The 16,859-nt window shown below is 72.7% G+C and carries 14 protein-coding genes; 4 read left to right on the top strand and 10 right to left on the bottom strand.

The window, feature by feature from the left end:
• Positions 1-891 precede the first annotated feature (891 nt).
• The gene (trpS, locus tag ACFCZ1_RS34220) at positions 892-1,890 is read left to right on the top strand and encodes a tryptophan--tRNA ligase (protein ID WP_376682183.1); all 999 of its coding nucleotides are present in this window, start codon (positions 892-894) and stop codon (positions 1,888-1,890) included.
• Positions 1,891-1,930: 40 nt separating this feature from the next.
• Here the strand turns inward: trpS and proC are convergent, their stop codons facing one another.
• The 5 genes from proC to ACFCZ1_RS34245 form a co-directional block, all read right to left on the bottom strand.
• Positions 1,931-2,740: a pyrroline-5-carboxylate reductase gene (gene proC / locus ACFCZ1_RS34225; protein ID WP_376682184.1), complete on the bottom strand. Its 810-nt coding sequence runs from the start codon at positions 2,738-2,740 to the stop codon at positions 1,931-1,933.
• 128 nt (positions 2,741-2,868) lie between these two features.
• Positions 2,869-3,624 carry an ABC transporter permease gene (locus ACFCZ1_RS34230; protein ID WP_376682185.1) on the bottom strand — a complete coding sequence of 252 codons (756 nt, stop codon included), beginning with the start codon at positions 3,622-3,624 and terminating at the stop codon, positions 2,869-2,871.
• Complete coding sequence (locus ACFCZ1_RS34235; RefSeq protein WP_376682186.1) at positions 3,621-4,436, bottom strand: ABC transporter ATP-binding protein; 816 nt, start codon at positions 4,434-4,436, stop codon at positions 3,621-3,623. The genes ACFCZ1_RS34230 and ACFCZ1_RS34235 overlap by 4 nt, the downstream gene beginning before the upstream one ends.
• Positions 4,437-4,485: 49 nt before the next feature.
• Complete coding sequence (locus tag ACFCZ1_RS34240; RefSeq protein WP_376682217.1) at positions 4,486-5,016, bottom strand: hypothetical protein; 531 nt, start codon at positions 5,014-5,016, stop codon at positions 4,486-4,488.
• A 129-nt stretch (positions 5,017-5,145) separates the two neighbouring features.
• The gene (locus tag ACFCZ1_RS34245) at positions 5,146-5,445 is read right to left on the bottom strand and encodes a peptidase (protein ID WP_376682187.1); all 300 of its coding nucleotides are present in this window, start codon (positions 5,443-5,445) and stop codon (positions 5,146-5,148) included.
• 106 nt (positions 5,446-5,551) lie between these two features.
• On the opposite strand from ACFCZ1_RS34245, the gene ACFCZ1_RS34250 reads away from it, so the two are divergent.
• Positions 5,552-7,681 (top strand): serine/threonine-protein kinase, encoded by a 2,130-nt coding sequence (locus ACFCZ1_RS34250; protein WP_376682188.1) that lies wholly within the window; start codon positions 5,552-5,554, stop codon positions 7,679-7,681.
• 69 nt (positions 7,682-7,750) lie between these two features.
• On the opposite strand, the gene ilvD is transcribed toward ACFCZ1_RS34250, so the two are convergent.
• The 4 genes from ilvD to ACFCZ1_RS34270 all read right to left on the bottom strand — a co-directional run bounded on the left by ilvD (position 7,751) and on the right by ACFCZ1_RS34270 (position 12,419).
• Complete coding sequence (ilvD, locus tag ACFCZ1_RS34255; RefSeq protein WP_376682189.1) at positions 7,751-9,601, bottom strand: dihydroxy-acid dehydratase; 1,851 nt, start codon at positions 9,599-9,601, stop codon at positions 7,751-7,753.
• Positions 9,602-9,728: 127 nt separating this feature from the next.
• Positions 9,729-10,349: a TetR family transcriptional regulator gene (locus ACFCZ1_RS34260; RefSeq protein WP_376682190.1), complete on the bottom strand. Its 621-nt coding sequence runs from the start codon at positions 10,347-10,349 to the stop codon at positions 9,729-9,731.
• The gene (locus ACFCZ1_RS34265) at positions 10,346-11,194 is read right to left on the bottom strand and encodes a sugar phosphate isomerase/epimerase family protein (RefSeq protein ID WP_376682191.1); all 849 of its coding nucleotides are present in this window, start codon (positions 11,192-11,194) and stop codon (positions 10,346-10,348) included. Before ACFCZ1_RS34265 ends, ACFCZ1_RS34260 begins: the two co-directional genes overlap by 4 nt.
• Before the next feature lie 274 nt (positions 11,195-11,468).
• The gene (locus ACFCZ1_RS34270; protein ID WP_376682192.1) at positions 11,469-12,419 is read right to left on the bottom strand and encodes a Ppx/GppA family phosphatase; all 951 of its coding nucleotides are present in this window, start codon (positions 12,417-12,419) and stop codon (positions 11,469-11,471) included.
• Between the two features lie 168 nt (positions 12,420-12,587).
• Here ACFCZ1_RS34270 and ACFCZ1_RS34275 point away from each other — a divergent pair, with 168 nt between their 5' ends.
• Positions 12,588-13,352 carry a hypothetical protein gene (locus tag ACFCZ1_RS34275; protein ID WP_376682218.1) on the top strand — a complete coding sequence of 255 codons (765 nt, stop codon included), beginning with the start codon at positions 12,588-12,590 and terminating at the stop codon, positions 13,350-13,352.
• 114 nt (positions 13,353-13,466) lie between these two features.
• Here ACFCZ1_RS34275 and ACFCZ1_RS34280 read toward each other — a convergent pair whose 3' ends face one another.
• Positions 13,467-15,200, bottom strand: coding sequence for a hypothetical protein (locus ACFCZ1_RS34280; RefSeq protein WP_376682193.1), 1,734 nt, complete (start codon positions 15,198-15,200; stop codon positions 13,467-13,469).
• A 193-nt stretch (positions 15,201-15,393) separates the two neighbouring features.
• Between ACFCZ1_RS34280 and radA the strand changes: the two genes are divergently transcribed.
• Positions 15,394-16,794 carry a DNA repair protein RadA gene (gene radA / locus ACFCZ1_RS34285; protein WP_376682194.1) on the top strand — a complete coding sequence of 467 codons (1,401 nt, stop codon included), beginning with the start codon at positions 15,394-15,396 and terminating at the stop codon, positions 16,792-16,794.
• Positions 16,795-16,859: the final 65 nt, after the last annotated feature.

Below are 16,859 nucleotides of genomic sequence, written 5' to 3' on the forward strand. Positions count from 1 at the left end.
CATCACTTAGAGCGGGCACGTCATGTCGGAATAAGACCGACGCGCCACAACGTCCTCGCTGTGTAATTGCCTGCAAGCACCCCGAAACCGGAGCCTTACAGGTCTTTTTCAAAGGAACCTCATCCACCGAAGTGGACGGGGTATCAACTTCTGGCGTTGATTTTTGGCACGCTGTTGAGTTCTCAAGGAACGGACGCTTCCTTTGTACTCACCCTCTCGGGCTTTCCTCCGGGCTTTCGTTCTGTTCTTGCGTTTCCGACTCTATCAGACTCTTTCGTGTCCGACTTCCTCGGTGCTTTCCAGGTTCTGCGCTTTCACGTTTTCCCTTTCCGGCGATTCCGACTCTATCAGATCCTTTCGGGCCTGACTCCCAGTCAGCGGGTATTTGCTTCGAGGCTGTTGGGCCCCTCGGCGAGTGAGACAGTAGCGGATTCCCTGCCCCCGAACCTAATCGGCGGCGGCGTCCTCGGACGCGGATTCCTCATTCGCAAATACGCATGAAAACGAGACGACGGAGTGCGTCGTTCGTTCGAATGTGTAGTGCGGGATGGCTGTCCGGGGACCGACCGGGGTCGGCGCTCACTTCGGACAACTCGAAGAACCTTACGGATCGGGCACACCCGTGTCAACCCCCGACTGGCCGTCGGCGCGGGGTTCGCGAACTTCACGCCGCCGTGGCCCCGTTGCGTCTACGCTGACTCCCATGACTACGCATGCGCTCACGCTCGACCTCCGCTGGTGGGCCGCCTGACGGCGGCCGATCCTGCAACACGAGCACGCATGCGCTCACGGCCGCCGCTACGGCGGCCGTTTTGTTCCTCCCTCCCGGGAGTGGCTCGGTCGCCCGGCGCGGTGGCCTCGACACCACTCACGTACAAGGGAGAGCAGGACATGACGAGGATCTTCAGCGGGGTCAAGCCGACCGGACATCTGACGCTGGGAAACTACCTGGGGGCCGTGCGGCAGTGGGTCGCGGCCGATCAGGAGCCCGACGAGGCGCTCTTCTGCGTCGTCGATCTGCACGCGCTGACCGTCGAGCACGAGCCGGCCCGCGTACGGCGGCTCAGCAGGCAGGCTGCGACGCTGTTGCTCGCCGCCGGGCTGGATCCGCAGCGGTGCACGCTGTTCGTGCAGAGCCATGTCGACGAGCACACGCGGCTGGCGTACCTGCTGGAATGCACCGCCACCGACGGCGAGCTCCGGCGGATGATCCAGTACAAGGAGAAGGCGGCGAAGGCACAGGCCTCCGGGGACGGCGTACGGCTGTCCCTGCTCACCTATCCCGTACTGATGGCCGCCGACATCCTGGCCTACCGGACCGACGAGGTCCCCGTGGGGGAGGACCAGCGCCAGCACGTCGAGCTGACCCGGGATCTCGCCGTGCGGTTCAACCAGCGCTACGGGCACACCTTCACGGTGCCGAAGCCGACCCTCCCGGCGGTGGCCGCGCGGGTCATGGACCTGCAGGATCCGACGTCGAAGATGGGGAAGTCGCACGAGAGCGGTGCGGGCATCGTCTATCTGCTCGACGAGCCCGAGGCCGTCCGCAAGAAGGTGATGCGGGCCGTCACCGACAGCGGGGACGGCGGCGTGGTCCACGACCGGGAGACGCGGCCGGGGGTCGCGAACCTGCTGGACGTCCTGGCCGCCTGCACGGGCGGGGATCCCGTGGCGCTCGCCGGGGGCTACACCGGCTACGGCGCGCTCAAACGGGACGTCGCCGACGCGGTGGTCGAGCTGCTGCGCCCGGTGCGGGAGCGGCACGCCGAGCTGGCGGCCGATCCGGCGGAGGTGGACAAGGTGCTGCGTGAGGGTGCCGGGCGGGCCCGGGAGCTGGCGCGGCCGGTGGTGGACCGGGCGTACGAGGCCATCGGGCTGCTGGCGCCGTGAGCGGGTACGGGCCCCCTGCCCGGGGGCCCGTACCGCGCGGTCAGCTGTTGCCGGAGGCGAGTTCGCGGCTGCGGTCGCGGGCCGCTTCGAGGGCGGCGATCAGGGCCGCGCGTACGCCGTGCCTCTCCAGCTCCACGATCGCGTTGATCGTCGTCCCCGCCGGGGAGGTGACGGCCTCGCGGAGCTTGACCGGGTGCTCGCCGCTGTCGCGGAGCATCACCGCGGCGCCGATGGCGGCCTGGACGATGAGGTCGTGGGCCTGGGCGCGGGGCAGGCCGAGGAGGATGCCGGCGTCGGTCATGGCCTCGACGAGGTAGTAGAAGTACGCGGGCCCGGAGCCGGACAGGGCGGTGGCCGCGTCCTGCTGGGACTCGGGGACGCGCAGCGTCTTGCCGACGCCGCCGAAGATCTCCTCGGTGTGGAGGAGGTGCGCGGCGGTGGCGTGGCTGCCGGCCGAGATGACGGACATGGCCTCGTCGACGAGGGCGGGGGTGTTCGTCATGACGCGGACGACGGGGGTGCCGGGCGCGAGCCGTTCCTCGAAGAAGGAGGTCGGGATGCCGGCTGCGCCGCTGATGACCAGGCGGCCCGCGGGGACGTGCGGGGCGAGCTCTTCGAGGAGCTTGGCCATGTCCTGCGGCTTGACGGTGAGGATGAGGGTGTCGGCGCGCTTGGCGGCCTCGGCGTTGCTGACGGCCTCGACGCCGTAGCGGGAGCGCAGTTCCTCGGCGCGTTCAGGGCGGCGGGCGGTGACGAGGAGCTTCGAGGCGGGCCAGCCGCCGCGGATCATCCCGCTGAGCAGGGCCTCACCGATCTTGCCGGTACCGAGGACCGCGACTGTCTGGGTCATGCCCGATTCACCTCGCCTGGGAGTACCTCCCAGCGGTGGCTGGGGGACGTGTTGCACGCGTGCTGCGGATACGTCCTCATCCTTGCACTCCGGCGGTGGCGGGAGGGCGACTGTCCGGTCCGTGGTCGTCAGGGGGTGCGGCGCCGGAGGGTGGCCGCTCCGAGGGCGAGGACGAGCAGGGCGCAGGCGGCGACGACGACGGTGTCGCGGACGAACTCGGCGGTCATGTCGGTGTGGGTGAGGACCTGGGTCATGCCGTCCACCGCGTACGACATGGGCAGGGCGTCGGAGAGTCCTTCCAGGACGGGGTGCATGGTGTCGCGGGCCGCGAAGAGGCCGCACAGCAGCAGCTGGGGGAAGATCACCGCCGGCATGAACTGCACGGCCTGGAACTCGGAGGCCGCGAAGGCGGACACGAAGAGGCCGAGTGCGGTGCCGAGGAGGGCGTCGAGGAGGGCGACGAGCAGGAGCAGCCACGGTGACCCTACGACGTCGAGGCCGAGGAGCCAGAGGGCGAGGCCGGTGGCGAGGAGGGACTGGACGACGGCGACGGCTCCGAAGGCGAGGGCGTAGCCGCCGATGAGGTCGCCCTTGCCCAGCGGCATGGCGAGGAGGCGTTCCAGGGTGCCGGAGGTGCGCTCGCGCAGGGTGGCGATGGAGGTCACCAGGAACATCGTGATGAGCGGGAAGATGCCGAGGAGGCTGGCGCCGATGCTGTCGAAGGTGCGCGGCGACCCGTCGAAGACGAAGCGGAGCAGCGTCAGCATCAGTACGGGGACCAGGAGCATCAGCGCGATGGAGCGCGGGTCGTGGCGGAGCTGGCGCAGGACGCGGGCGGCGGTGGCGGTGGTGCGGGCGCCGTTCATTGCGGTCGTGACGGTCATCGCTGGGGCTCCCGGTCGGTGGCGGCGGCCTCGTCGACGAGGCGGAGGAAGCCCTCTTCGACGGTGGCGGAGTGGGTACGGGTGCGCAGGGCGTCGGGGGTGTCCCGGGCGAGGATGCGGCCCTCGCGCATGAGGAGCAGGTCGTGGCAGCGCTCGGCCTCGTCCATGACGTGGGAGGAGACGAGGAGGGTGGTGCCGCGGGTGGCGGCAAGGGTGTGGAAGAGGTTCCACAGGTCGCGGCGCAGGACGGGGTCGAGGCCGACGGTGGGTTCGTCGAGGACCAGGAGCTCGGGGGTGCCGAGGAGGGCGACGGCGAGGGATACCCGGCTGCGCTGGCCGCCGGAGAGGTTCCCGGCGAGGACGGTGGCGTGGCTGGTGAGGTCGACGTCGGCGATGGCGCGGGTGACGGCGGCGTGGCGGCGTTCGGCGGCGGCGCGGCCGGGATCGAGGATCGCGGCGAAGTAGTCGAGGTTCTGCCGGACGGTGAGGTCGTCGTAGACGGAGGGCGCCTGGGTGACGTAGCCGATGCGGTGGCGGAGCTCGGGGTGGCCGGCGGGGCGGCCGAGGACGTCGAGGGTGCCGGTGACGTGGGCCTGGGTGCCGACGACGGCGCGCATGAGGGTGGACTTTCCGCAGCCGGAGGGGCCGAGGAGGCCGGTGATGCGGCCGCGGGGGACGTCGAAGGCGATGCCGGCGATGACGGTGCGGAGGGTGCGTCCGGTGCCGCGGCGCACGGTGAGGTCGTGGGCGCGTACGGCCGGCTCGTGGGCGGATGCAGCTGGAGGCGGCCCCTCGGTCCTGTTATTCATCATGTGATGAATAATGCTCCTGGCGGTGCCGGGGCGTCAATCCGCGGGTGGGCTACTTCTTGCGCTTGGGGCGGCGCGCGGCCGGGTTTCCGGTGCGGGCGCTGCGGCGGCGGGCGAATTCGGCCACGGCACGCTCGTACTCGGCACGGCGCAGCTTCTCGCCCGGGGCCTCGACGAGGCAGCGGAGGAAGTACGCGATGAGGGAGCCGATGAAACCGATCGCCTTCAGGCCCTTGAGGGCGGCCTCGTCCGAGGAGGGGGCCGGCCGGCGGCTGAAGGAGTCCCAGGTCTTGGCGAAGGCGATGGAGCTGGCGACCGCGAAGAGGATGACGACGGAGATGTTGAGGAAGGGGCCGACGTTGCCGATCTCCAGGCCCTCGTAGGCGAGGCGCAGGAGGACCGCGGCGGCGACGGCGGTGACCAGCGAGCCGATGGCGACGACGGCGCGGCGCAGGGCGTAGGTGCCGTCGTGGTCCACCCAGGTGGTGCCGAAGTAGCGGATCGGCTCGGGCTCGGGTCCGGCGGGAGCCGCGGGCGCGGGAGCCGGGGCCTGCGCGGCCGGCTCGGCGGGGGATCCCCCCAGCGGTGGCGGGGGGAGGGTCTGGTCTCGCTGGTCGTCGCTCACACCAGCGATTATCTCCCGCCGGGCCCGGCCGGCCGGGTGTGTCTCACGTGTCAGACGGGCGGCACGGGCGGCACGGGCGCCGGACCCTCAGCCGCAGCGGTTGGCGACGTAGCCGTCGGCGCCCGTCTGCACGTACGCGTCGGAGACGAACAGGCCGTTCCCGATGCAGTCCCAGATGTTCGTCGTGCCGTAGGGGCCCGAGACGGTGGTGCCCGGGCACTGGCAGCGGATCCCGACGACGGCGTCGTAGGCGAGCACCTTCATGATCGAGTAGTTGGTGCCCGGACCGCTGCGGACGTTGACCCGGTATCCCGGCGCGACCGGGAAGTACTGGAAGCCGTCATCGGCAAGGCTCTGGACCTGATTCAGTTCGTTCTCAACCGACATGCTGAATATCCCCCTTTGAGCATGAAGCTCTGCAACTCGCGCAGGGTAGCAGGCCCTTACCGATCCATATGCGCCATCGACTAGGCTCCGGCGGGGGTGGTCGGCAGTGTATTCACTGCGCGCGGAACGGGCCGGATTTCCGGAGTACGCCGGGCAGTACCGGCTGGAATCCGTACTGGGTTCCGGTGGCATGGGGGTGGTGCATCTGGCCACCTCCGGATCCGGGCTGCGGCTCGCGGTCAAGGTCGTACACGCTCAGCACGCCGTGGACCCGGAGTTCCGGGCCAGGTTCCGGCAGGAGGTCGCGGCCGCCCGGCGGGTGAGCGGGGCGTTCACCGCACCCGTCGTGGACGCGGACCCCGATGCCGAACGGCCGTGGATGGCGACCCTGTTCATCGACGCCCCCACGCTCGCCGAGCAGGTGCGGGAGCAGGCCCTGGGCCCCCTGGAACTGGCCAGGCTCGGCGCCGGGCTGGCGGAGGCGCTGCGGGACATCCACCGGGCCGGCGTCGTGCACCGGGATCTGAAGCCCAGCAACGTCCTGATGGCCTCCGACGGGGTGCGGGTCATCGACTTCGGCATCTCCCGGCCGGCCGACAGCGATCTGCGGACCGAGACCGGGAAGCTGATCGGGACGCCGCCCTTCATGGCTCCCGAGCAGTTCCAGCGGCCGCGCGAGGTCGGTCCGGCAGCGGACGTCTTCGCGATGGGCGCCGTCCTCGTGCACGCGGCGACGGGGCGCGGGCCCTTCGACTCCGACAGCCACTACCTCGTCGCGTACCAGGTGGTGCACAGCGAGCCCGATCTGACCGGGGTGCCCGCGGCGCTCAAGCCGGTCATCGGGCGCTGCCTCGCCAAGGATCCCGCCGACCGGCCCACTCCCGACGCGCTGCTCCACGAGCTGCGGGCGGCCGCGTACCCGACCGGGGAGGAGACCCGGGCCTTCATACCCCAGCCTCGGCGGCCGCTGGTCGCGGAGGCGAAGCCCGCGGTCGAGGAGGACACCCACCGGCGGGTACGGGTCGAGGCGCCGGCCCGGCCCACGGCCCGCCGACGGCGGTGGCGGACCGCGGCCGCGCTCGGGACGGGCCTGTTGCTGACGGGTGGGGCGGCCGGCGGATACCTCCACTTCCGGGAGGATCCGGGGCAGGCCGTACGGACGTCCGCGACGGAGCCGAGGCCGGCAAGGCCGCTGAGCCCGTGGGCGGCGCCCCTGGAGAGCCAGGGACGGGAGAACCTCGTCGTGTCCTGCTCCGCGGCGGCCGGCGCGCTGTACTGCTCGACACCGGCTCTGGCCGCGGCGCGGCTGGATCCGGCGGACGGCTCCGTCACCTGGTCCGTGCGCGCGACGACACCGGGTGCGGACAGCCAGTCCCCGCTGTCCGTCGGCGGACTCGTCCTGACGGTGGCACCGGGCAGCCGGACGGTCCAGGCGTTCGACCCCGGAACCGGTGCGCAGCGCTGGCAGAAGCCGCTGCCGGAGGGCGGCCGGATCGTGCCCGCCGGCGGGGCCGTGATGGTGACGGGCGGGGACGGCAGGGCGACCGTGCTCGACGTCGCCACGGGAGCCACCCGCTGGACGAAGCAGATCGGCGGGGTGGGGTCGCTCTGGCTCGCCGGCCCGGAGGGGCCGGACGGCTGCTCCCTGTACGCGGCCACCCCGGCCGCCGACGGCCGCTCGACCCAGGTCACGGCCGTCGACTGCGCGAGCGGCACGGTGCGGTGGCAGCAGCGCACGCCCGGCACGGCGGAACCGGTGGGCGTCTCGCACGGGGCACTGCACCTGCTGCGGACCGACACCGGGTCGAGGACCCGCGGGGTCCTGCGCCTGGATCTGCGGACCCGGTCCGTGACGGAGGTCCCCCTGCCGGTCAGCCTCCCCCAGGCGCAGGCGGCCGTCGACGCCCAGGGCGTGGTCTACGTCTTCGGTACGTCGGGCGCGCTGGCGGCGGTCGGTCCGGACAGGGAACAGTGGCGGTTGGAGACCGGCGTGGCCATCGCCTCACGGCCCGTGGCCGACGGCGGGCGCGTCTACCTGACCGCCGTGGACGGGCGGCTCCTCGCGGTCGACGCCGCCGCCGGGCGTCTCGTGGGGCAGACGAAGGCCCGTATGGGCACGGGCCGTTCCTTCACCGCGACGGTACCCGCGCCGGTGGTCGGCGACGGGCGGGTGTTCGGGAGCGCGCCCGACGGATCGGTGTTCGCCGTGGACGCGGCGGACCCCGCCGGGTGGTGACGCTTCCGACGGGGTCCGGGGGCTGGGAGCCGAGAGGCTGAGAGCCGGGAGGCTGGGCGCCGGGAGGCGTCAGGAAAGACGGCTCACGTCGCGGACCGCGCCCTTGTCGGCGCTGGTGGCCATCGCCGCGTAGGCGCGCAGGGCCGCGGAGACCTTGCGCTCGCGGTTCTTGGGGGCGTAGACGCCGCCCAGGGCCTCGTGCCGGGCCGACAGGGTGACGTCGTCCACGAGGAGCTCGATGGAGCGGTTCGGGATGTCGATGCGGATCCGGTCACCGTCCTCGACGACCGCGATGGTGCCGCCCGAGGCCGCCTCCGGGGAGGCGTGGCCGATGGACAGGCCCGATGTACCGCCGGAGAAGCGGCCGTCGGTCACCAGGGCGCAGACCTTGCCGAGGCCGCGGCCCTTGAGGAAGGAGGTCGGGTAGAGCATCTCCTGCATGCCGGGGCCGCCGCGCGGGCCCTCGTAGCGGATGACGACGACGTCGCCCGCCTTGATCTCCTTGCGGAGGATCTTGTCGACGGCCTCGTCCTGCGACTCGCAGACGACCGCCGGACCCTCGAAGGTCCAGATCGACTCGTCGACGCCGGCCGTCTTCACGACGCAGCCGTCGACCGCGAGGTTGCCCTTGAGGACCGCGAGCCCGCCGTCCTTGGAGTACGCGTGCTGCACCGAGCGGATGCAGCCGCCCTCGGCGTCGAGGTCGAGGGACTCCCAGCGCTCGGACTGGGAGAAGGCGGTGGCGGAGCGCTTGCAGCCGGGGGCCGCGTGCCACAGCTCCATGGCGACGTCCGTGGCCGTGCCGGAGCGGGCGTCCCACTTCCCCAGCCAGTCCTCCAGGTTGTCCGAGTGGACCGTGGTGACGTCCTTGTTCAGGAGGCCGCCGCGGTGCAGCTCGCCGAGGATGGCGGGGATGCCGCCGGCCCGGTGGATGTCCTCCATGTAGTACGTGCCGCCCGGCGCCACGTTCGGCGCGACCTTGGCCAGGCACGGGACACGGCGCGAGACCTCGTCGATGTCCTTGAGGTCGTAGTCCAGACCCGCCTCCTGCGCGGCGGCCAGGAGGTGGAGGATCGTGTTGGTCGAGCCGCCCATCGCGATGTCGAGGGCCATGGCGTTCTCGAAGGCCTGCCGGGTGGCGATGCTGCGGGGCAGGACCGAGTGGTCGTCCTGCTCGTAGTGACGCTTGGTGATCTCGACGATCGTGCGGCCGGCGTCCTCGTACAGGGCGCGGCGGGCGGTGTGCGTGGCGAGGACCGAGCCGTTGCCGGGCAGGGCCAGGCCGATCGCCTCGGCGAGGCAGTTCATCGAGTTGGCGGTGAACATGCCCGAACAGGAGCCGCAGGTCGGGCAGGCGTTCTCCTCGATGCGCAGGACGTCCTCGTCGGAGACGTTCTCGTTGGAGGCGTCGACCATGGCGTCGATCAGGTCGAGCTTGCGGACGGTGCCGTCGACGAGCGTGGCCTGGCCGGCCTCCATCGGACCGCCGGAGACGAAGACGACCGGGATGTTGAGGCGCATGGCGGCCATCAGCATGCCGGGGGTGATCTTGTCGCAGTTGGAGATGCAGATCAGCGCGTCGGCGCAGTGCGCCTCCACCATGTACTCCACGGAGTCCGCGATCAGGTCGCGGGACGGCAGGGAGTAGAGCATGCCGGCGTGGCCCATCGCGATGCCGTCGTCGACCGCGATGGTGTTGAACTCGCGCGGGATCGCGCCGGCCTCGCGGATGGCGTCGGAGACGATCCGGCCGACCGGGGCCAGGTGGGTGTGGCCGGGCACGAACTCGGTGAAGGAGTTGGCGACCGCGATGATCGGCTTGCCGATGTCCTCGCTCGCTACGCCCGACGCACGCATAAGGGCGCGTGCGCCCGCCATGTTGCGGCCGTGGGTGACGGTGCGGGACCTCAGCTCGGGCATCGGGTTCACTCCCCATGGGTGCGGCCGGCCTTGCGAGCGCGGCCACGACTGTAGATATGAATCAGTAACGAGGCTACGCCCCTGGCCCGGGATACGGACAGCAAGTCCGCATGCCGGGACGGGCGGCTCATTCCTCGGTCAGGTAGCGCTGCAGGGTCGGCGCCACCAGGGCCACGATGTCCTCCGGGTCCGCCGACGCGAGGGGCTCGACCTGGACGACGTAGCGCAGGATCGCGATGCCGACCATGTGGGAGGCGGCGAGCTCGGCGCGGAAGGTCGGGTCCGGGACGTCGAGGTCGGCGGCCACGCGCTCCAGCACGCGGCGCAGGACGAGCCCGCGCAGGACCTTCGCGGCGGCCTCGTGCGTGAGGGCGGACCGGATCACGGCGAGCAGCGGCACCCGGGTGACCGGGTTCTCCCAGACGCCGAGGAAGTAGCGGGCGAGGCGTTCGCCGATGCCGTCGGGGCCCTGGCCGAGGATCGCCGGGACCACCATCGCCGGCTCCATGCTCAGCTCGATGGCGGCGGCGAAGAGGTCTTCCTTGCTGCCGAAGTAGTGGTGCACCAGCGCCGGGTCCACGCCGGCGGCCTTGGCGACGCCGCGTACGGAGGTCTTGTCGTAGCCGCGCGCGGCGAACTCGGAGCGGGCGGCGAGGCGGATGCGCTCCTGGGTGCCGGGGCCCTCGTCCGCCTCGTCCTGGCGGGGGCGGCCGGGGCCGCGGCGGCGCGGGCGCGCGGGCTCCGTCATGGCCGGCGGGCCCGGTCGCGCGCGTCGGCGGCGGGGGCGGTGGATGCGGTGGCGAGGTGCAGGCGGGTGAAGGCCAGCGCCTCGGCGAGGTCCGCCTCGCGCTCGGCGGAGGACATGGCGCGCCGGGTGTTGACCTCGATGACCACGTGCCCGTCGAACGACGTCCGGGCGAGCCGTTCCAACAGCTCGGCGCAGGGCTGCGTACCGCGCCCCGGGACCAGGTGCTCGTCCTTCGCCGACCCGTTCCCGTCGGCGAGGTGGACATGGGCCAGCCGCTCGCCCATCCGGTCGATCATCGCGGTCGCGTCCGTGCGGGCGGTCGCGGTGTGCGACAGGTCGACGGTGAAGTGCCGGTAATCGTCCTTGGTCACGTCCCACTCGGGCGCGTAGGCGAGCATCTCGCGGTCGCGGTAGCGCCAGGGGTACATGTTCTCGACGGCGAACCGGACGTCGGTCTCGTCGGCCATCCGCCAGATCCCGGTGACGAAGTCACGCGCGTACTGGCGCTGCCAGCGGAACGGCGGGTGCACGACGACGGTGGACGCGCCGAGCCGCTCGGCCGCCGCCCGGGCGCGCTGGAGCTTGGTCCAGGGGTCGGTGGACCAGACCCGCTGGGTGATGAGCAGACACGGTGCGTGGACGGCGAGGATCGGGACCTGATGGTGGTCGGACAGCCGCCTCAGGGCGTCGACGTCCTGGCTGACCGGGTCCGTCCAGACCATCACCTCGACGCCGTCGTAACCGAGGCGCGCGGCGATCTCGAAGGCGGTCGCCGTGGACTCCGGATAGACGGAGGCGGTGGAGAGGGCGACTTTCGCGGTCGGGATGCGGACTGGTTCTGCCACGGGGACAGGGTACGGGCCCGGCGCCTTCCCGGGACCTCCGCCCCTCGCCCGACCGCCCCTCGCCCCTCACTCCTCACCCCTCCGCCCCTCGCCCCGGGGCGCGCCCCCTCGGCCGTCGCCGGTGCGGGGCCGGAAGGGTCCGCCGGGTCGCGGCGGCCGGCGTGCGTCGCGGGGCGGAGGGGCGCGGCCCGTGGGGGACGTACCGGTGCGGTCCGGTGGGCGCCCCGCGGCGAGGCGCCGTTGCCGGGGGCCGTGACCCGGTGGACCCCGCCGGTCACCGCACCGGCTGGCCGTTGCCCGTCGGCAGGTGGTCCAGCCGGCGCAGGATGATGCCCTCGCGCAGCGCCCACGGGCAGATCTCCAGCTCGTCGACGCCGAACAGGTCCATCGCGGCTTCCGCGACCAGCGCGCCCGCCAGCAGCTGGTTCGCCCGGCCCTCCGAGACGCCGGGCAGCGCGGAGCGCTGGGAGGTCGTCATCGCGGCCAGCCGGGGGACCCACTCCTCCAGGGACTTGCGGGTCAGGTCCCGCTGCACGTAGAGGCCCTCCGCCGAGCGGGCCGCGCCCGCGATGCGGGCCAGCTGCTTGAAGGTCTTCGACGTGGCCACCACGTGGTCCGGGGTGCCGAAGCGGCTGAACTCGCGGACGGTGCGGGCGATCTCGGCCCGTACGTGCCTGCGCAGGGCCTTGACGTCCAGCGGGTCCGGCGGGTCGCCCGGCAGCCAGCCCGCCGTCAGGCGGCCCGCGCCGAGCGGCAGGGAGACCGCCGCGTCCGGGTCCTCGTCGATGCCGAACGCGACCTCCAGCGAGCCGCCGCCGATGTCGAGGACCAGCAGCTTCCCGGCCGACCAGCCGAACCAGCGGCGCGCGGCGAGGAACGTCAGCCGTGCCTCGTCGTCACCGCTCAGGACCGGCAGGTCGACACCGGTCTCGGCCTTGACCCGCGCCAGGACCTCGTCCGCGTTCGTGGCCTCGCGCACGGCACTGGTCGCGAAGGGCAGCAGGTCCTCGCACCCCTTGTCCTCGGCTGCCTGCACCGCTCCGGTGATCACCGAGACGAGGCTCTCGACGCCTGCCGGGGTGACGGCTCCGTGCTCGTCGAGGAGCTCCGCCAGCCGCATCTCCACCTTGTGCGAGTGCGCAGGCTGGGGGCGCGCACCGGGGTGCGCGTCGACCACCAGCAGATGGATCGTATTCGAACCCACATCCAGGACACCGAGTCTCATAGGGGGAAACGCTACTGCGACGAACGCTCAGTGGTTTCGTAAGGGGCGCTTAGGCTTGGGTTTGTGCCAAATACGAAGAAGGCCAACAAGACCCGGTCGAAGAACGACAAGGGCACCGACAACAAGAAGGCCGGCGTCCGGGCCGCGGACGGCGGCAAGGCCAGGGCCATGTCCAAGGCCGCGCTCGCGGCCGACGAGAAGGGTCTCGACTTCCCCCGGGCCTGGGTGGAGTTCCCCGATCCGGCTGACGACGAGCAGGTCTTCCGCTGTGACCTGACCTGGCTGACCTCCCGCTGGACCTGCATCTTCGGCAGCGGCTGCCAGGGCATCCAGGCGGGCCGGGCGGACGACGGCTGCTGCACGCTCGGCGCGCACTTCTCCGACGAGGACGACGAGAAGCGCGTCGCCGGGCACGTGGCGCGGCTGACCCCCGAGCTGTGGCAGTTCCACGACGTCGGCAGCGAGAGCGGGTGGACGCAGCTGGACGATGACGGGGAGAAGCAGACCCGCCGCTGGGACGGCGCGTGCATCTTCCTGAACCGGCCCGGGTTCCCCGCCGGGGCCGGCTGTTCGCTGCACATCCTGGCGCTCAAGAGCGGCCAGGAGCCGCTGGAGACCAAGCCGGACGTCTGCTGGCAGCTGCCGATCCGCCGTACCTACGACTGGATCGACCGGCCAGACGACACCCGCGTGCTCCAGGTGTCGATCGGCGAGTACGACCGCCGCGGCTGGGGTCCGGGCGGCCACGACCTGCACTGGTGGTGCACGTCGGCCACTTCGGCGCACGGCGCCGGGGACCCGGTGTACGTGTCGTACCGCGCCGAGCTGACGGAGCTGATGGGCAAGGAGGGGTACGAGGCGCTGGTGAAGCTGTGCGAGGCGCGGCTCGCCTCGCTGCTGCCGATGGCGCCGCACCCGGCCGACCCCTCCTAGGCGGCCCGCGAGCCCGCCGGGTCAGCCAGGTCAGCCAGGCCCTGCGGGACCCGCGAGTCCCGCGGGTCCGCGAGTCCCGCGGGTCCGCGAGTCCCGCCAGGCCCGCCGGGCTCGCTAGGCCGCGGAGGCCGACGGCTCGGGGGAAACCGTTCCTCCTGAGGTCGGCGTCGGCGTCGCGGACTCCGTCGGCGCGGGAGTGGGCGTCGGGGTGGGAGTGGGTGTCGGGGTCGGCGTGGGTGTCGGAGTCGGCGTGGGTGTGGGCGCCGGGGTCGACGGCGGCTCCGGCGTCGGGGCCGGGCGCCCGCGGCCCTGGATGGCGATGACCGCGCCGGCGGGATCCACCCCCACCCTGGCCGTCCAGGCCCCCACGGGCTGCGCTTCGGGGTCCACGGCGATCCGCAGGGTGACCGATTCCCCGGGGGCCAGGGTGCCCGCGGTCCGGCTCGCGCGCAGCCAGGGCGCGTCGGACCACAGCCTCCAGTCCACCGGGCCGCCGCCGGAGGCGGTGAGGGTGATCAGTGTGGTGGAACCGTGCGAGGACGCGGTGACGGTGAGGCGGCCGGGGGCGCCGGGGCTGCCCGGTTCGGGGGTGGCCGGGGGGCCGCTGCTGATCACCTCGACGGAGACGTCGGAGTCGGAGCCGGTCCGGGCGAAGCCGGGGCCGCTCGTGGTGCCGGCGGCGTTCCCGGTGTTCTCGTACGCGGACAGCGGGCGGCCGCCGACCTGCGGCAGCGGGATCTCGGACTCGCTCGCGGAGATGCGGGTGCCGTCGCCGCCGACGGGCTCGCCGGTGCTGGGCGCGCCGCGGTACGCCGCCCACAGCGCCAGGACCGGCGCCGCGACGACGGTCGCGACCACGGTGGTGGTGACCGCCCGGGAGCGCAGCCGGTCGCGGCGGGCCGCGTGGTCCTTGGGGTCCATCGGGAAGCCGGTGCGGTCGAAGCGCGGACCGGGCCGGCGACGGCCCCGGCCGGAGCGGACCATCGCCGCCCGGACGGCGGTGCGGGGGGCGGGGACCAGCGGGAGGGCGGCCGTGTCGACGCCGGAGCCGGGCCAGGGAGCCCCGGCCCCCACGCGTTCGGCGACGCGGCGGCAGCGCGGACAGTCGTCGACGTGGCGTACGAGCTCGGCGCGCAGGGTGGTGGACAGCAGCACCTGTCCGTCACAGGTGAGCTGGGAAACGCTGGGACAGCCGCCGGTCTCCACGACGGCGAGGGCGGCGCGGGTGCGCTCCACCTCGCAGGCGGCACCCGACAGGAGCTCGCGGGCGGCGGCCTGGGAGGTGCCGAGGACTGCGGCCAGCTCGGTGACGCCGAGGCGGTGGCGGACGGCGAGCTCCAGTGCCTCGCGCTGCTCGGGCGTGGTCCCGGCGGCCTCCGGCCAGGCCAGCCGGGCCAGCTCGGTACGGCGGTACGCGCTCACGTCAAGTTCGCGGCGCGCCTCGGGGACCCGGTCGCCGTCGGTGCCGGAGTCGCTTCCGGTACCCGGCGCACGGCCGGAATCCGTGCGCTCCGGCGTGCGCCGAGCGCTATGCGCTCCCTGCCGTGCGTGCCGCTGCTCGGCGAGCCGGCGCAGGCAGCCCCAGCGGGCGAGCGCGTACAGCCAGGCCCGCAGGTCCCCCTCGTCGGGGCAGCGGCCGGGGTGCCGCTCGGCCACGGCGAGTACGTCGCCCAGCACGTCGGTGGCGGCGTCGTGGTCGCACAGGACCGACAGGCAGTACGTGAACAGGCCGTCCAGGTAGGGCTCGTGCCGGAACGCAGGCGGCGGCTCCCCTTCACGGGGCGTGCGTCCGTGCGCCCGGTGTGCGCCGGTGCGCGACGAGGAGTGCGGCTGATTGCTGCTGTTCACCTGGCGACCGTAGGCGGCGCGCCGGTGACGCCCTGGAAGCCTTTCCCACATTTAGCCCTTACGGGTGAACAGATCGATGCCCGGCTGACTCCCGTGTTGCCGGCTTCCTTTCCGCCGCTTTCCGCCGCCGCCGGCGCTCTCCCCACGAGCAGCGATGACAGCGCTGACAGTGGTGGCGGCTACCGTGAGCGCCATGGCTGCCCGCACTGCTCGTTCATCCGCCAAGGACCGGCCGTCCTACCGCTGCACCGAATGCGGCTGGACGACGGCGAAGTGGCTGGGGCGGTGTCCCGAATGCCAGGCGTGGGGCACCGTCGAGGAAATGGGCGCGCCCGCCGTGCGGACCACCGCCGCCGGCCGGGTGTCGACCGCCGCGGTGCCGATCGCGCAGGTCGACGGCAGGACGGCGGCCGCGCGCAGCACCGGCGTGGACGAGCTGGACCGTGTGCTCGGCGGCGGGCTCGTACCCGGCGCCGTGGTGCTGCTCGCCGGGGAGCCCGGCGTGGGCAAGTCGACGCTTCTGCTGGACGTCGCCGCGAAGGCCGCCAGCGACGCGCACCGCACCCTGTACGTCACGGGCGAGGAGAGCGCGAGCCAGGTGCGGCTGCGCGCCGACCGGATCAACGCGCTGAGCGACCACCTCTACCTGGCCGCCGAGACCGACCTGTCCGCCGTCCTGGGGCACCTGGACGCGGTGAAGCCCTCCCTGCTGATCCTGGACTCCGTGCAGACCGTCGCCTCCCCGGAGATCGACGGCGCGCCCGGCGGCATGGCCCAGGTGCGCGAGGTCGCCGGGGCATTGATCCGCGCCTCCAAGGAGCGCGGGATGTCCACCCTGCTCGTCGGCCACGTGACCAAGGAGGGCGCGATCGCCGGGCCCCGCCTGCTGGAGCACCTGGTCGACGTGGTGCTGAGCTTCGAGGGCGACCGGCACGCCCGGCTGCGGCTGGTGCGCGGCGTCAAGAACCGGTACGGGGCCACCGACGAGGTGGGCTGCTTCGAGCTGCACGACGAGGGGATCACCGGGCTCGCCGACCCGAGCGGGCTGTTCCTGACCCGGCGCGCCGAGGCCGTGCCCGGGACGTGCCTGACCGTGACCCTGGAGGGCAAGCGCCCGCTGGTCGCCGAGGTGCAGGCGCTGACCGTGGACTCGCAGATCCCCTCCCCCCGGCGCACCACGTCGGGCCTGGAGACCTCGCGCGTCTCGATGATGCTGGCGGTGCTGGAGCAGCGCGGCCGGATCACGGCGCTGGGCAAGCGCGACATCTACAGCGCCACCGTGGGCGGGGTGAAGCTGACCGAGCCGGCCGCCGACCTGGCGATCGCGCTCGCGCTGGCCTCCGCCGCCAGCGACGTCCCGCTGCCGAAGAACCTCGTGGCGATCGGGGAGGTCGGCCTCGCGGGTGAGGTGCGGCGGGTGACCGGCGTGCAGCGGCGGCTCGCGGAAGCGCACCGGCTCGGCTTCACGCACGCCCTGGTGCCCTCGGATCCGGGCAAGGTGCCGGCCGGGATGAAGGTCATCGAGGTGGCCGACATGGGTGACGCGCTGCGGGTGCTGCCGCGCGGCCGTTCCCGTACTCCGGCCAAGGAGTAGCTGGTCAGAGTGTCCGTACGGGATCCCCGCGGGGCGTACCTGGCCAAGCCACGGCGGGGCCGCAG

The sequence above is a fragment of the Streptomyces sp. NPDC056224 genome, from assembly GCF_042267665.1.
In the GTDB taxonomy this organism is placed as follows: Bacteria; Actinomycetota; Actinomycetes; order Streptomycetales; family Streptomycetaceae; genus Streptomyces.

Bases quoted from the DNA above. Each gene is read 5' to 3' on its own strand.
- trpS (WP_376682183.1), top strand. From the start codon at position 892: ATGACGAGGATCTTCAGCGGGGTCAAGCCGACCGGACATCTGACGCTG.
- ACFCZ1_RS34270 (WP_376682192.1), bottom strand. From the start codon at position 12,419: ATGAGACTCGGTGTCCTGGATGTGGGTTCGAATACGATCCATCTGCTG.
- ACFCZ1_RS34260 (WP_376682190.1), bottom strand. From the start codon at position 10,349: ATGACGGAGCCCGCGCGCCCGCGCCGCCGCGGCCCCGGCCGCCCCCGC.
- radA (WP_376682194.1), top strand. From the start codon at position 15,394: ATGGCTGCCCGCACTGCTCGTTCATCCGCCAAGGACCGGCCGTCCTAC.
- proC (WP_376682184.1), bottom strand. From the start codon at position 2,740: ATGACCCAGACAGTCGCGGTCCTCGGTACCGGCAAGATCGGTGAGGCC.
- ACFCZ1_RS34245 (WP_376682187.1), bottom strand. From the start codon at position 5,445: ATGTCGGTTGAGAACGAACTGAATCAGGTCCAGAGCCTTGCCGATGAC.
- ACFCZ1_RS34230 (WP_376682185.1), bottom strand. From the start codon at position 3,624: ATGACCGTCACGACCGCAATGAACGGCGCCCGCACCACCGCCACCGCC.
- ACFCZ1_RS34275 (WP_376682218.1), top strand. From the start codon at position 12,588: ATGTCCAAGGCCGCGCTCGCGGCCGACGAGAAGGGTCTCGACTTCCCC.
- ilvD (WP_376682189.1), bottom strand. From the start codon at position 9,601: ATGCCCGAGCTGAGGTCCCGCACCGTCACCCACGGCCGCAACATGGCG.
- ACFCZ1_RS34235 (WP_376682186.1), bottom strand. From the start codon at position 4,436: ATGATGAATAACAGGACCGAGGGGCCGCCTCCAGCTGCATCCGCCCAC.